The sequence below is a fragment of the Paenibacillus sp. FSL K6-4396 genome (genome assembly GCF_038002525.1).
GTDB lineage: Bacteria > Bacillota > Bacilli > Paenibacillales > Paenibacillaceae > Paenibacillus > Paenibacillus amylolyticus_B.
Map to the genome: position 1 here is coordinate 1,746,743 of NZ_JBBOCR010000001.1, position 14,055 is coordinate 1,760,797.

Genomic DNA, 14,055 nt, shown 5'->3' on the forward strand with positions numbered 1-14,055 from the left:
CTATATGAGTTTGTTAGTTTCCATAGGACTCTATTAGTGAATGTTCCAAAAGAACAGCTTTCAGTCATGTTATTTGTGCTGGTCTCTGTATTCTTGCGGCGTAACGCCGAATTGACGCTTGAACACTTTGATAAAATAAGCCGGGTCCATATAACCAATCTCCATGCTGATTTCATATACTTTTTTGGTGGTCGTCACCAGCTTGTGACAGGCCCGATCCATACGCAGGCGCGAGATATAATCACTGATACCTTCGCCCGTTTCGATTTTATAGATCTTGGACAAGTGGGTCGGATGCAGATTGACATGGTCAGCGAGCACGCGCAAAGATACATCCAGATGCAGGTTTTTATCTGTAAAATCCTGAATCTTCCTCACATAATCCGAACGAATATCCTTGATCTCGTTGGATGTGCCTTCCTTGAGTTTGCCTAGCACGCTGAGCGACCATTTCCGCAGTTTGCTGATGGTAGCGAAAACTTCGCCACTTTGCAAATCTTCGACATCATTGCCCATTAAAGTGGTCAGAGTGAGCTTGTTCCGGTGGGCGATGTTGGTGAACGAAGCGGTAATAAGAAAACCTGCCTCCATGCAATGTTCCCAGGATTCCGACCATTTCTCATCCAGCTCTGCGCAGACTGCGAGGATTTTCTCTTCGGCGGCATCCCACTGTCCGCTTTCCAATAGACTAATGAAGGTGGGCGGGGTGTAAAGTACATCCAAGGGGCCTTTCGCCGCAGGTGTCTCGACATCGCTAACGCGCATGACAAATTCGCGTTCGTCGCCGACGATCTGCCGGAAATAGGCCGAAGCCTGACGGAAACGATCGTAAATCTGTTCCGGGAAGGTGAACCACTCAGTGATAACGATGGAGAGGGAGCCTTTCAGAAACTGCTTTACTTTGGATTGAAGCTGAATCGATAGCTTCTCCAGCATGGTTTCTTTGCCAATATCACCTTTCCGTTCTTTCAACTGTAGCAAAAACACCAGATATCCGTGCTCCTCCTTGACGCCCCACACTTCCATAAACTCACCCATAATCTCTTCCGCCATGTTGATGATCGCATATTCGATCAGGGTCTGATCATTGCTGTCATAGTGTCCGAATTCTTCTTCCAAACGAACCAACATTAATGCGGCATCCCCTGTGTGAAAGGGTAGATCGTAATTGGCAAGCTTCCGCTCCCATTCGGCAGCGGCGATTCGTTGTCCCTGCAGAGCCCCAAGGAGCAGTCGTCCTCGCAAATGGGGGAGATTCTCTCGCAATGTAAATTGCGTTCGTGTCAGTGAACTGACCAGTTCCCATTCATTGTTCAATTGATCGATGGCTTTCTGCACAGCACCCATTAGTTCATCGTCAGTGGGCGGCTTCAGCAGATAGTCTACGGCTTCGAACTGGATGGCTTTTTTGGCGTACTCGAATTCGGAATACCCAGATAACAGGATGCACTTTATTTTTTTGTCCCGGATGCGGATGCGTTCGATTAGTTCAATGCCTGTCATTTCGGGCATCTGGATGTCCGAGATCACGATATCGATGGGGTGGGTGTCGATCATTTGTAGTGCTTCGTGTGCCGAGTAGGCTTTATGCACATGCTCAATCCCCAGCGTATGCCAGGGCTTGGTCATGGACAGGTTATCGACCCAGTGTGCTTCATCGTCTACGATCATCATTTGCATGTTGTAGTGTCTCCCTTGGTGGTATATAGGTCTTAAAAGTTAAAATCAATGGATGCTTCTTGTGAACGAGGTCGCTACGGATTTGAAGGGTTCTTTCGATCGCTGTTCAAGCCCCATTTTCTGAATTAGATGATTATAAGGTTAAAATGATGCTTGAAAGGCGAACACTTCGTTTCTACAGAATCCCTTCAATCCTTCGCTTTGGTTCACGTAAAGTCTAACCCTTTATTTTAAAAATGAGCCTTATATAAAGGTTGAATTTGTAATAGGGGCGAAGGCTGCGATTCTTGTGCAGCCTTTTTAATAAAAGCCGCACAAGAGAACACTTCCGAGCACTTCGTTTCTTCAGGTTTTTTCTGTCCTCCGCGTTCACGTGTAAATGGTTCGTTCAAAATCAAATATCAACTTATCGTTCGTATCATATCAATTCGTATCTGTACTACCTTTATCGGAATCCGTATCCTCTTTTGATATCTCCCAGATGATTTCGGTTCGGAATCCGCCAAGCGGGGATGGGCCAAATAGGAGGTAGGAGTGACTGCCGAACAGGTGCGTGATTCGTTGGTGCGTATTCCAAAGGCCGCAGCCCATTTCTTCTTGTAAAGGTTCCTGCATCTTCAAGTTCAGCGCTTCGTACTGTTCCGGGCTTAAGCCTGGGCCGTCGTCGTCGATGTATATTCTGCCAAAACCATTCAAGCGCTCCCCGGTAATTCGGATTTCCCCGGATGAATAGGACTTCGCCACACCGTGTATGACGGAATTCTCCACCATCGGTTGAAGCATTAATCGTGGCACCGACTGGGCAAGCATATCCTCAGGGATATCGATGTGATACTCAATGCGACCATTGCGCAGCTTCTGGATATCCAGATAGTTGATCAGCAGCTTGATCTCTTCTTGTAGCGACGACGTCTCCCGTTCCATACGGGTGGTGTAGCGATAATACGCACTTAGGTTATGCGCCATGGAGACGACAGCTTGCTCGTCCTTCATCTGAGCCATGTTGATGATATAACCAAGACAATTATATAGGAAATGCGGATTGATCTGCGCCTGTAATTGCTTCAGCGTAGCTTCCCTGGCTCTAATCTTCTCATGGAACACATTCTCGATCAGATCCTGAATCTGATGGGACATATCGTTGAATCGGCGGAACAGGAATGAGAATTCATTCTGGTTTTTGCTATGCAGTCGAACAGAATAATCACCCTGCTCTACGCGGCGTAAACCTTTGATCAGCTGTTTGATCGGATACTGGACATTCCGGTACAGCAGGATGGAAGCCGAGATGCCCACAACGAGTAGCAAAATCATACTGGTGTAGAACAGATTCTGACTGAGCGAGATGGGTTTCAAAATCTGATACAGCGGGATGACGTCAACCAGATGCCAATCCAGATAGGTGGACTTCACGGAGCTAACCAGATATTTCTTTCCGTTCAGTTCGACCACGTCCTGTGTGGTATCCTCTGGTGAGTGCGTATCCAGATACTGAGTAAGTGCTGCGGATAACTGCTTGTCCGCGCTGCGATTCAGAATGGGTTCATTTCCTTTGTGATATAAGAAAGGATCGCCTTGTCCGCCTGCTTTATACGTATCCAGCATATTCTGAATATTCTCATAGCTGAAGCTGGCTTCAATCACCAGATTGCTTCCAGTGAGCATTCCAGGTTGGGCGAGGGAGTCTGTAAAGAACCAATAGAAGGATTTCATCTCATCTTGTGATTCGGCACTTTGGTCCCCATAGGTCCATTGTCCGCTCATATTTTTTTTCAAATACGCCTCATCATATCCGGTAGTTCGGTTGTAGTTGGCGATGACATCCTCATTCTGCTGTGAATACACCGCATATCGGGTAGGCCATATATCGGTAACGCTCGTCTGAAGCGTCATCTTCTCCTGAATTACATAACGGGTCTGCATCCGGTCATATCGATCATCCCACATGTTCAGGCCGTTGAAGGCTCTGACATTCGGATCTCGGGAGAGAATCAGGCTGAAATCCATCATCTGATTGATACGGGAGTCGATCTGACTGGACAAGAACGTGAGCTGTTTCGTGTTGGAGATCTGTAATTCTTTGCTGACGACATCGTAGGTGACGTTGTTGGAGTAGGTGTACATGATCAGAATGGGGATGAATAAGACCACAATTAACAGATTTATTTTGGCGAATAGACTGAATCGGGATCTGGTTTTATTTTGAAAAGGCATGAAGCGCTTCCATATATACATAAAAAGTCTCCTTCTAATTCGTGTGTAAACAACTTCTTCTAGGATGGCCCTAACAAAACACTATCAAGCCTAACAATGTTATATAGCAGACCTCAGTATGGCTTGATACTATTTATATCAGAGAACCCCATCACACACAAAAACTTTTTTTGGGAACAGGAGCAGTGCTATGGAGGCTAAATTGGAGGGTAAGCGGGTCCCGCAGGCAAACGTTGGGAACAAGCTGGAAAAAAAGAGAAAAAAACGCTACAAACAGCCATGGATTCTGCACTTCATGGTGTTGCCGGCGGCCATTATGGTCTTTATATTTTCATACATTCCGATGTCCGGGATTTTGATGGCATTTCAGGATTATAAACCTGCCTTGGGATTTTTCAATTCCGAATGGGTAGGGCTAAAGCACTTCAGGTACATGTGGGAAAATGATTACTTCCTGCAAATTACGTGGAACACGCTATTTTTTGCCTGTACGAAGATTGTCATGAATCTAATCATTCCGTTTGTCTTCGCCTTATTGCTCAACGAGGTACGGAAGATGGCGCTAAAAAGAACGATTCAAACGCTCGTGTATCTACCACACTTTCTGTCTTGGGTAACGTTATCCGGTATCCTGATCGACATTCTGGCCCAGACGGGTATTGTCAATCAGTTCCTGGTTTCGGTATTCGGCATCAAGCCGATCTTCTTCCTGGGGGATGGCAGCTGGTTCCGATTCACGATTATTGCGAGTGACGTCTGGAAAGAGTTTGGATTCAACACGATCATCTTCCTCGCGGCGTTGTCCGGCATTAACCCAGCACTTTATGAAGCAGCTGAAGTGGATGGAGCGGGACGCTGGAAGCAAACGATGTATATTACCATCCCGGCACTTATTCCGATTGGGATCGTCATCGCGACCCTGGCACTGGGGAATGTGCTTAACGCCAACTTTGACCAGATCTTTAACTTATATAGCCCGTTGATTTACCAACAAGGCGATATTATCGATACGTTTGTGTATAGAGAAGGTCTGCTTAGTGGGCAGTTCAGTTTCGCTACCGCTGTGAATCTGTTCAAATCGGTCATCAGCCTGATCCTGATTGTGATCTCGTACCGACTGGCTTACCGATTCGCCGGATACCGAATTTTCTAGAGAGGAGGACGAACGAATGTATCATAAAACGATGCCTTACCGCATATTTAGCATATTCAACAATGTGTTACTGACCCTGCTTTCACTGCTCTGCTTGCTGCCTTTGTATCACTTGCTCATGGTATCTCTTAGCGCATCTGCACCTGCGAATGCTGGTCTCGTCACGTTCTGGCCGATTGGATTTACATTGGAGGCGTATGCAAAAACATTTGCCAATACCAACTTCCTCTCCTCCTTGTGGGTATCCGTGGAGCGGACGGTACTGGGTACAGGGCTTGCGTTAATCGTCAATACGATTGCAGCCTATGCACTCTCCAAAGAGACGCGGGTGTTCCGCGCTCGTAACATCTATCTGTGGTATTTTGTCATCACGATGCTTTTCAGCGGTGGCCTCATTCCGGGGTATATCCTGATCCTGAAGCTGGGTCTAATGAATACATTGCTGGCCTTGATCCTGCCGGGATTGGTTGCGGTGTTCAACATCATTCTGTTGCTGAATTTCTTCCGTACCGTTCCGAAGGATCTGGAGGAAGCTGCATTTATCGATGGAGCAGGGCACTTTCAGACGTTTATCAAAATCTATCTGCCGGTCTCCGTACCTGTTATTGCAACGGTTTCACTCTTCATGATGGTTGGGCATTGGAACGCATACTTTGACGGAATCATCTACATCCGTGATGCGGAAAAGCTGCCACTCGCGACGTTCATGCAGACGATCATCGTACAAGCGGACATGTCGAAACTTGATCCAGAAGCGGTGAAGAACCTGTCCCAACGGACGATTCGGGCTTCGCAGATCTTTATCAGCGCGCTTCCGATCCTGCTCGTGTATCCGTTCCTGCAACGGTACTTTGTAACGGGAATTGTGGTTGGTGCTGTTAAGGAGTAGGGACCGTAAATGTAAACATGTGTTGCTTAACTGAAATGAATGTATTATGAAAAGGGAGTCACTGAACTGGGGAAGGCCAGGGAGGTGGCTCTTTCTTTGTGTGGAAAAAGAACATTGCATATATGTAGTGTATTACCTTTATTTGAATAAAATGGTACGATAAAAACGTGAAATGCAAGTATATCCTGATTATTCCTATCGAGGAGTTGTACATAGTGAAAAAGATGATGATGTTTACACTTGTTGTAACGTTATTAAGCTGCTCCATGGCTCATACCGTTTCAAGTGCACCTAAGAAAATCAGCGTGATTTTTAATGAAAAGGAACTCAAAACACAGGCAGGAGCCGAAGCAAAAATGATAGACGGCCGAGTATATATCCCGGCTAATATTCTTCGAGGTGCGAGATTCTCCGTAGAGTATAAAAACTCAACGCTTCATTTGGTTAATAGCTATTTACTATACACCAGAAATTTGATGGAGATGCATGTGTTTAATCATGTCTTTACAACGCGATTCAACAAGATGGATCAGGAAGTGGTTCACATTTTGGGCAATGTGCTGCTTGAAGAGCCGGTAGATTTCTCGAAATTACACGAGTTCATAGCGGAAGCTGAATCAAATGCGGGAATCCGACCGGAGAACTTTACTCCCGTGCTAGACTATAACTCCTTTGATTTTGCACCTGCGAGACAAAGTGTAGAAGTATACAAAAAAGCAAGTCGTGAGTTAATCGCTTATGTCGATACTGGAGACACAGAGAGGTTGAAGTCGTTTTACGAAGAAAGAAAACAGGCACTTGAGTATTACGATTCTTACACCAATGTGTATGATCTTATTTTTAAAGCGAGTTTTACTAGTGCAGTTAGATAGAGAAGAAACTAGTAATGATGACAAGTGCAGGAGGGAATTCAAAATGGAATTTAGAAGAATAACTTAGGATAATTTTATCGAATGTATTGAACTTAAAGTCACTCCAGACCAACAAAGATTCATATCCTCGAACCAACATGCACTTGCTGAAGCGTACGTTGCCTCAGATGAGGGGCAGATTATTATTACTTTTGCAGTCTATAAGGAAGACAATATGGTAGGTTTTATTTCGATGTACTATGATGACGGGGATGGCAACTTTGAATATAGCAGTTATGGCATCTTCAAGATGATGATTGACCAGCGATACCAAGGTAACGGATATGGTAAAGAAATCGTAGTAAAAGCAATTGAGTATGCGAGGACTTTCCCACGTGGAAAAGCCAAAGTTGTAGAACTCACCTACAAACCTGAAAATCTAGCTGCGAAGAAAATTTATGACTCTCTTGGTTTTGTTCAAACCGGTGAAATATTGGCATGTGGTGAAGTACAGGCGGTATTAACGTTGTAATTGTCCGTTACAGCTCCAATCCTGCTCTTTCTTCATGAAATTTACACCTTGATTTGGGCTATTCAAATCACCTATTCCCGAATCGAGCTATTTCAAATTCAGAGAGGATGAATACGATGATGGATCAAAACTTGAAACAAGCAATACTCAGGGGAGAAACTTCGCTAGGCATTGAATTTGGATCCACACGAATCAAAGCTGTACTCATAGATTACCATTTCAAAACCATCTGTTCCAGCAGTTATGAATGGGAAAATCAATTGATTGGCGGTTACTGGACTTACCATTTGGATGATATGATTCATGGGTTGCAACAAACCTATCATCAATTACAGCAAGAGATTGAGGAAAAATATGGTGTAACGATACAAAAGATTGGATCAATCGGATGTTCTGCTATGATGCAGGGTTACATTGCACTTGATCAGGCAGGGGAGTTATTGGTTCCGTTCCGTACATGGCGTAATGCCACAACGGGGAAGGCTGCATCAGAGCTAACCGAGAAATTCCAGTTTAAAATTCCAGAGCGCTGGAGCATCGCACATTTGTATCAAGCGATTTTGAACGGAGAAGAGCATGTCACGAACATCAATTATATTACGACATTGTCGGGTTACATACATCGGCTCTTAACTGGCAGTAAAGCTATTGGTATAGGGGATGCCTCAGGCATGTTCCCAATGGATGAATCCACACGGGGATATCATGAAGTTATGTTGAAGAAGTTTGACGATTTAATTGCTGACAGAGGCTACGCGTGGAATCTTATAGATATTTTACCTAAAGTGTACCCTGCCGGTGAACATGCCGGATATCTTAGTGAAGCTGGTGCGCGACTGTTAGATCCATCGGGTAGGTTGGGATCCCATATTCCACTTTGCCCTCCGGAAGGCGATGCTGGAACAGGCATGGTTGCTACGAATAGTGTCCAAAAACGGACGGGCAACATTTCCGTGGGTACATCGATTTTTGCCATGATTGTATTAGAGAAAAACGTATCTGCGGTATACCCTGAGATTGACATTGTCACTACACCTGATGGCAATCCTGTGGCTATGGTGCTTGCGAATAACTGCTCCAGCGATATTAATGCCTGGGTCGACTTGTTCCGTGAATTTTATGTGGCGATGGGGATGAAACCCGATATGAATCAGTTATTTAGCGTCTTGTTCAATGAAGCGCTGAAAGCTGACTCGGATGGCGGTGGCTTACTGAGCTACGGCTACTATTCAGGGGAGAACATTACAGGAATTGCGAAAGGTCGTCCGTTGTTCGTGCGTTCTCCAGAGAGTCGCTTCAATCTGGCAAACTTCATGAGAGTCCATCTATTTGCTGCGTTTGCTGCACTAAGGCTCGGACTGGATATTCTCACACAGAAGGAGCACGTAACGATTGAGCACATATGGGCGCATGGTGGATTGTTCAAAACCCCACTTGTCGCTCAAAAAATGTGTGCCTCCGCACTGAATATTCCCGTTTCGGTCATGTCTACCGCGGGCGAAGGCGGCGCATGGGGAATGGCTATTTTGGCTTCCTACATGGTGAATAAGCAACAGGACGAGGGTTTGGCGGAGTACCTTACCACTAAAGTGTTTAAAGATGCACAAGGACAAGAGGTTGTTCCGAATCGTGTGGACGTGAATGGATTTGCCTTGTTCATGGAGCGTTACACCGAAGGGCTGGCCATTGAGCAGTCAGCAGTAGATCATTTCGTGGAAAATGGGAAGAAAGCCTGAGATGTAATCATATTTCCTGAAAAGAGGAAACTGGAACGAAGCCCGTTGCCTACGCTATGCCACCCTGTTATAATTCCGTTATATCTATCGTATTGGGGGTTATGACGTGGCAATAGGGATGATGCCGGATTGCTCGTTCGCTAGAAAGCCTTACGCAAAGCCTGAATAGGGGCGGACTTTGTGTAGGGCGCGACAAAAATGAGATTGTTGCCCTGAAATCAATATCAACATAACGGTTCATCCCGCAGGCTTTGCACCTTACTTTATTTTCCTAATAAAAATAAGGGGCTGAAAGCCATGCAAACACCATTTATTCATAATCATCAATTCAATTATATTCATAAACAAGCTGATTTCCTGCTCAAAACGCTACGCTCGGTCGTGGACCCCAAAGTATTGGATACGGTCCGTTATACCGTCAGTACGAATGCCGTTGGCATCTTCGATGATCTGACGCCGGAACAAAAGCAACTGCTGGAGCAGTTATCCACGTATGAGAAGACACATGAGTTGCAGACCTATCTGAACCAGCTGGAAGAATATCTGATTCCATTTCCGCAAGTATCCGCGAAGCAGATTCAGAAGCTGTTTCCCAAGGTAAAGAAGCTCAAAGTGCCGGATCTGGAATCCATCGATTATGCACGTACAACTTATCTGAGATGGACCGACATTGCTACCGATCGCTTGTTCATCGTGTATCCGCATGAAGGCAGATTCCTCGGAATTGAGGGACGGCTTACAGCCACGAACAAGAAAGGGTATTGCATGTTCTGTCATCGCCATCAGGAGCTCGGATTTTTCAACGTGAAAACCAAGAGTTATACGCCGGACAACATTTCTTCCGTGGCCCAGTACGTATGCATGGATAACACAGCTTGCAACCATAGTATTACCGATATCACTATGTTGGAGAAGTTCCTTCTCTCGACCGTAAAATAATGCAAGACACACAGACAGGGTCGCTCTTCGGAGCGACCTTTTTGCCGTGTTCAAGCGGAGTTGCGGCGTCAGGCGTCGTATCGATGTAGCGCTATAATGCCTTTATAGCGTCGAAGGGTCGTTGGCATAGTTCAGTCCCATGTGATGTGCATGGTTCAGCAGTGCCTCATAATGCTCAGGCTTGGATTCCAACGTTTCATATAAAAACTCAACCCTTGATTGGGACACGCCGCAATAATCGGCAATACCCACATTGAGCAGATTGGCGATTGATTGACCATAGTTGCGCTTATGCATCTGTTCTTCCGTCACACCCGAAAGAGCGATCCACAACATCTGCTGATGAGGGAGCTTGTTCGCGCCGTAGGCAAATCCGTTGTTCATGACACGATCCACATAACCCTTCAACATGGCTGGCAGATGCCACCACCAGAGAGGAAACACAAAAACCACAGCATCGTGTTTCTTCAATCGCTTCATCTCGGTTTCAACCTCAGGTGAGAACACTTGATTCTCTTGGGTATAGTCTGGTTCATCCATCTCACGAAGAATCGGGTCGAATCCAATTCCATGCAAATCCAATATTTCATAACCGTGACCAGCCTCGGTAAGCCCTTTTGCAAAACGTTCAGCTACCTGGAAGGTCAACGAATCTTTACGCGGGTGGGATACGACAACGAGTACGTTCATCTTAACTTTCACTACCTTTCTGGATTACGGTCTTGTAGCCATAAATCAATGGCTGATGCTATTATAAACAGGTATGAAAACATCTGGAAGTACGCACTTTGATGTTCTATAAGAAGAATAAAGTGCCATAGGAACATTGAAGTACCCTAAATGGCGGCCCCGAAATGGGCTTGAATAAATGGAAAAAGAGAAGCAAGAAGATTATGTTTTCACCTAGGATACAGCCTGATTATGGAGGGGTTCAAAAATGACGGAACATGGAGAAACAAGTGCTCCAAAGAAATATAAAGTAGGCGTGGAAGCGGCCTTGGAAGTGATGGGTGGGAAGTGGAAGCCTTTGATTATTTATCACTTGATGACTGGACGGAAACGCACGTCAGAGCTTCGACGATTGATACCGGACATTACGCAGAAGATGCTGACAACACAGCTCAGAGGTCTCGAAAAGGACGAGATTGTGCAGCGCAAGGTATATTCGGAGGTTCCTCCCAAAGTGGAGTATGAGTTAACGGACTACGGCTGGGGACTTAAGCCTGCCCTGGACCATTTGTGTTATTGGGGAGAAGATCATCTGGACAAAATCCACGGGGATAAGTTTAAGGTTCTGGAAGACTTTGATTCCGAAGAGAAGGGGGCGGGAAGGTGAATGGTGAGGAGCACGCGAAACAGGCAGTGCCCTATCGTTGCGAAGGCGTGGCTGTAGTTCTGTTGAAGAAGAGCTTGGATCAATACCGTGTACTGATGCTAAAGCGGGCGGGTCGTATGTTGCATAACGAGTGGTGTTATGTTGGCGGCGGGATAGAAAAGGGTGAGAAGGCATGGGAAGCTGCACTCAGAGAAGCCCACGAGGAAACAGGTATTACGGAAGTCCAGTTGTATTCTGCCAATCAATTCGAACAATATTATTCACCCATGGGAGAGTATATCTATACCGCTCCCGTATTCGTAGGATACGTGGATGAAAGCCAGGTTGTCCGGTTAAATCATGAACATACCGAGTACCAATGGATGACGTTTGACGAAGCCAAAGAAAATGCGGCATTGCCCGGAATTGAAGACATTTTGGATTTTGTTGAAAAGCATTTTGCCAGAAAAGTCCCTTCCAAGTGGCTTCGGATTTATGGAGAGAATGATTAGGAGGTGGAACTCATCACATACAAGACGATTTATCCAAGAGCATGGTTGAGCCTACTATGTATGTTGGTCATTGAAGCTATACTTTTCAGGGATGGTATGTACGGTAAAAATGGTATTTCGAAGTACTCCCTGATCGTTATATTGACCTTTATTCTCGGTTATATCGTTTTCCTGATCTGGCGTTTATTTTTCACTAAACCCAGTATTACGCTGGAAAGAGATCATGTGATTTCTACGAGAAATCATAGATATGATACAGCTCAGATTGAGTGTATTTATGTGAATTACAGACGGATTGGCATCAAACTCTATGGTAAACGTTTAGTGCCGATCGATCTGTGCTTTTATTTTCGACGAGGTCAGGATTCCGCAGGTGTAGAAGCTGTGCATGAATGGGCGGCGCGAAACGACAAAGAAATAAAACACAAATTTTTCCAAACCTTGGCGTAGACCTGTACGTCTGTTGAGTATAAGGGATTGTTAAGGCTGAAGATAGGGGAGGCGTAGCGATGCAAACCATAGAGCAATTTCTAACGAGTGATTGGTATACACAGGTAACAACTGAAATTATTCAGCTTAAACCTCAGGTCCAATTTGTCGAGCATGCCAGTTTCGAAGCATCGTTGCTGATGGATTCATTTAAAGAACGGAAATATGTGCTGGAAGGGTTTGGCGTCTCGGCTCCAACCGAAGAAGAGTGCATACAGTGGATTATGGAGCAGATGGACGGAAACAAGGACCACATCATGTCTTATGTTCTGGCTCGTTTAACATTCAGTGAACAATTGGAAGATGATCCAGATGGAGAATTTCCAGAAGGCGAGGAGCCTGATGCGGGAGATCGAACTGAAGTGGTCGAGGTATTAGGTTTTACGAGATCTGTTATCGCTAACACCATCATTGAATATGATATGGTCAAAAATCATCCTAAACAATTAACAGCGTTTTTTAAACGCACACATATTCCAGGTGCAGCTAATTTCTCGTCACAAATAAAAAAGCTTTACGCTTCAATCGCAAAGTAGATTCTAAAAATCAGCAGAAGAGGTGCATATGAGATATTTAACGAAAGAATGGTATGAGCTGTGTCAACGAATAGGACTTCATTTTGGGATGAGGGTACATAGAGGAGCGTATGAGTTCGATGAGAATCTATTTTTAAGGCTATATAAAAGAAAGCAAAAAGCGCATGTGAAACAGGAGCGAGAGCTATATAATATGGATCCACGTTTCATGCTGGAGCATGATGGACAGGTGCTCACTCGCGTAGACAAAGCTTTCGGTGAGGGAGAAGTGACAGAAGAGGATCAGATCGTATTTCACATGCCGCCGGAACAAAGAGCGCATATCGAGAAACTTATTGCAGAATATGATGTACGCCCTCCGTTTGATGAGAAGAAATGCAAGGAAGAGTACAAAGAATCAATGGAATGGAATTTTCGATATAAGGCAGAGAATTTGCCACAGGAAATCGTTGAACAAATTGCGGATATCCGTGTGTTTACGTTGGGCTACTGTACGAAAGAGGTTATGCTACAGCTAAAGAAACTGAGTGCAGAAAATAGGAGAGAGATGGAGCGTGTATCGAATGAATACCGGGAAGTTATTATAGCGCAGGGTATTTCCGATGAAATTCGTAACCGGGTTCAGTTTCATGATTGTACTGTAACAGAGCTACTGACAGGGGATGAAGTGCTCATTCGTTTTGACACCCGCGGGGGCTTCACCAATATAAACAAACTTACGCTGGTTGCACCCGAAATCATCAAGCAAGACGTTGGGATTATAGGCACTCACTGGTTGTATCAGGAGCTGTATCGGATCGATAATGGATATGAGCTTCATGTTCTATTTGATGGAGAAAATATGCCTGAATTGATTGTTCGCTGTGCTGACATTCTCGCAGAGGAAGAGTGAGAGAGAGTCCAAAAGGAGGATGGAGGGAATAGAGATGGAATGGACCACCAGCACCTTTGGTTATTTATCTACTCCCGTATTTATCGTGGGCGTTGCGTGTTACTTTTTTCCTAACCTTTTATACAAAGTATTTGTTCTGATGAGATATCGAGAAATTTAACCGAATTGGGAGTTCGAAGATAACCCACCTCATAGTGATATCCCTAAACATATCGAAATAATATTAAAAGTACTAGGCACCATTATGGTGATCCTGGGGTTGATATGGTTTTGGTTTTCAGAAGAGTTTTACAATTTAGTTTTTTGACAGCAAGGAG

At 44.9% G+C, this 14,055-nt stretch carries 14 protein-coding genes; 11 read left to right on the forward strand and 3 right to left on the reverse strand.

The features are described from left to right. Positions 1-69: 69 nt before the first annotated feature. Together MHB85_RS07830 and MHB85_RS07835 are read right to left on the reverse strand one after the other, a co-directional pair. The gene (locus tag MHB85_RS07830; RefSeq protein ID WP_192134440.1) at positions 70-1,680 is read right to left on the reverse strand and encodes a response regulator transcription factor; all 1,611 of its coding nucleotides are present in this window, start codon (positions 1,678-1,680) and stop codon (positions 70-72) included. 423 nt (positions 1,681-2,103) lie between these two features. Beyond that, the gene (locus MHB85_RS07835) at positions 2,104-3,894 is read right to left on the reverse strand and encodes a sensor histidine kinase (RefSeq protein WP_341072750.1); all 1,791 of its coding nucleotides are present in this window, start codon (positions 3,892-3,894) and stop codon (positions 2,104-2,106) included. 295 nt (positions 3,895-4,189) lie between these two features. On the opposite strand from MHB85_RS07835, the gene MHB85_RS07840 reads away from it, so the two are divergent. The 6 genes from MHB85_RS07840 (at position 4,190) to MHB85_RS07865 (ending at position 9,994) form a co-directional block, all read left to right on the forward strand. Further along, positions 4,190-5,047, forward strand: a complete 858-nt coding sequence (locus MHB85_RS07840) for an ABC transporter permease (protein WP_179086446.1) — start codon at positions 4,190-4,192, stop codon at positions 5,045-5,047. Between the two features lie 16 nt (positions 5,048-5,063). Further along, on the forward strand, positions 5,064-5,936 hold the full coding sequence (locus tag MHB85_RS07845) for a carbohydrate ABC transporter permease (RefSeq protein ID WP_091015104.1): 873 nt from the start codon (positions 5,064-5,066) through the stop codon (positions 5,934-5,936). A 215-nt stretch (positions 5,937-6,151) separates the two neighbouring features. Beyond that, on the forward strand, positions 6,152-6,808 hold the full coding sequence (locus MHB85_RS07850; RefSeq protein ID WP_341072751.1) for a hypothetical protein: 657 nt from the start codon (positions 6,152-6,154) through the stop codon (positions 6,806-6,808). A gap of 121 nt (positions 6,809-6,929) precedes the next feature. After that, the gene (locus MHB85_RS07855) at positions 6,930-7,319 is read left to right on the forward strand and encodes a GNAT family N-acetyltransferase (protein ID WP_341074208.1); all 390 of its coding nucleotides are present in this window, start codon (positions 6,930-6,932) and stop codon (positions 7,317-7,319) included. A gap of 119 nt (positions 7,320-7,438) precedes the next feature. After that, positions 7,439-9,055 (forward strand): xylulokinase, encoded by a 1,617-nt coding sequence (locus MHB85_RS07860; protein ID WP_341074209.1) that lies wholly within the window; start codon positions 7,439-7,441, stop codon positions 9,053-9,055. Positions 9,056-9,352: 297 nt separating this feature from the next. Further along, positions 9,353-9,994, forward strand: a complete 642-nt coding sequence (locus tag MHB85_RS07865) for a FusB/FusC family EF-G-binding protein (protein ID WP_091015102.1) — start codon at positions 9,353-9,355, stop codon at positions 9,992-9,994. Between the two features lie 102 nt (positions 9,995-10,096). Here the strand turns inward: MHB85_RS07865 and MHB85_RS07870 are convergent, their stop codons facing one another. Beyond that, positions 10,097-10,684, reverse strand: coding sequence for an NAD(P)H oxidoreductase (locus tag MHB85_RS07870; protein ID WP_091015100.1), 588 nt, complete (start codon positions 10,682-10,684; stop codon positions 10,097-10,099). 247 nt (positions 10,685-10,931) lie between these two features. Between MHB85_RS07870 and MHB85_RS07875 the strand changes: the two genes are divergently transcribed. From MHB85_RS07875 to MHB85_RS07895, 5 genes are all read left to right on the forward strand, one after another. Next, positions 10,932-11,330, forward strand: coding sequence for a winged helix-turn-helix transcriptional regulator (locus tag MHB85_RS07875; RefSeq protein WP_091015098.1), 399 nt, complete (start codon positions 10,932-10,934; stop codon positions 11,328-11,330). Beyond that, positions 11,327-11,821, forward strand: coding sequence for an NUDIX hydrolase (locus MHB85_RS07880; protein ID WP_091015096.1), 495 nt, complete (start codon positions 11,327-11,329; stop codon positions 11,819-11,821). The genes MHB85_RS07875 and MHB85_RS07880 overlap by 4 nt, the downstream gene beginning before the upstream one ends. A gap of 3 nt (positions 11,822-11,824) precedes the next feature. Beyond that, complete coding sequence (locus MHB85_RS07885; RefSeq protein ID WP_341072752.1) at positions 11,825-12,271, forward strand: hypothetical protein; 447 nt, start codon at positions 11,825-11,827, stop codon at positions 12,269-12,271. 59 nt (positions 12,272-12,330) lie between these two features. Beyond that, on the forward strand, positions 12,331-12,846 hold the full coding sequence (locus tag MHB85_RS07890; protein ID WP_192134459.1) for a hypothetical protein: 516 nt from the start codon (positions 12,331-12,333) through the stop codon (positions 12,844-12,846). Between the two features lie 193 nt (positions 12,847-13,039). Continuing rightward, complete coding sequence (locus tag MHB85_RS07895) at positions 13,040-13,738, forward strand: DUF4085 family protein (RefSeq protein WP_244661038.1); 699 nt, start codon at positions 13,040-13,042, stop codon at positions 13,736-13,738. The last annotated feature ends 317 nt before the right edge of the window (positions 13,739-14,055 follow it).

Bases quoted from the DNA above. Each gene is read 5' to 3' on its own strand.
- MHB85_RS07830 (WP_192134440.1), bottom strand. From the start codon at position 1,680: ATGCAAATGATGATCGTAGACGATGAAGCACACTGGGTCGATAACCTG.
- MHB85_RS07835 (WP_341072750.1), bottom strand. From the start codon at position 3,894: ATGCCTTTTCAAAATAAAACCAGATCCCGATTCAGTCTATTCGCCAAA.
- MHB85_RS07840 (WP_179086446.1), top strand. From the start codon at position 4,190: ATGGTGTTGCCGGCGGCCATTATGGTCTTTATATTTTCATACATTCCG.
- MHB85_RS07845 (WP_091015104.1), top strand. From the start codon at position 5,064: ATGTATCATAAAACGATGCCTTACCGCATATTTAGCATATTCAACAAT.
- MHB85_RS07860 (WP_341074209.1), top strand. From the start codon at position 7,439: ATGGATCAAAACTTGAAACAAGCAATACTCAGGGGAGAAACTTCGCTA.
- MHB85_RS07865 (WP_091015102.1), top strand. From the start codon at position 9,353: ATGCAAACACCATTTATTCATAATCATCAATTCAATTATATTCATAAA.
- MHB85_RS07870 (WP_091015100.1), bottom strand. From the start codon at position 10,684: ATGAACGTACTCGTTGTCGTATCCCACCCGCGTAAAGATTCGTTGACC.
- MHB85_RS07875 (WP_091015098.1), top strand. From the start codon at position 10,932: ATGACGGAACATGGAGAAACAAGTGCTCCAAAGAAATATAAAGTAGGC.
- MHB85_RS07890 (WP_192134459.1), top strand. From the start codon at position 12,331: ATGCAAACCATAGAGCAATTTCTAACGAGTGATTGGTATACACAGGTA.
- MHB85_RS07895 (WP_244661038.1), top strand. From the start codon at position 13,040: ATGGATCCACGTTTCATGCTGGAGCATGATGGACAGGTGCTCACTCGC.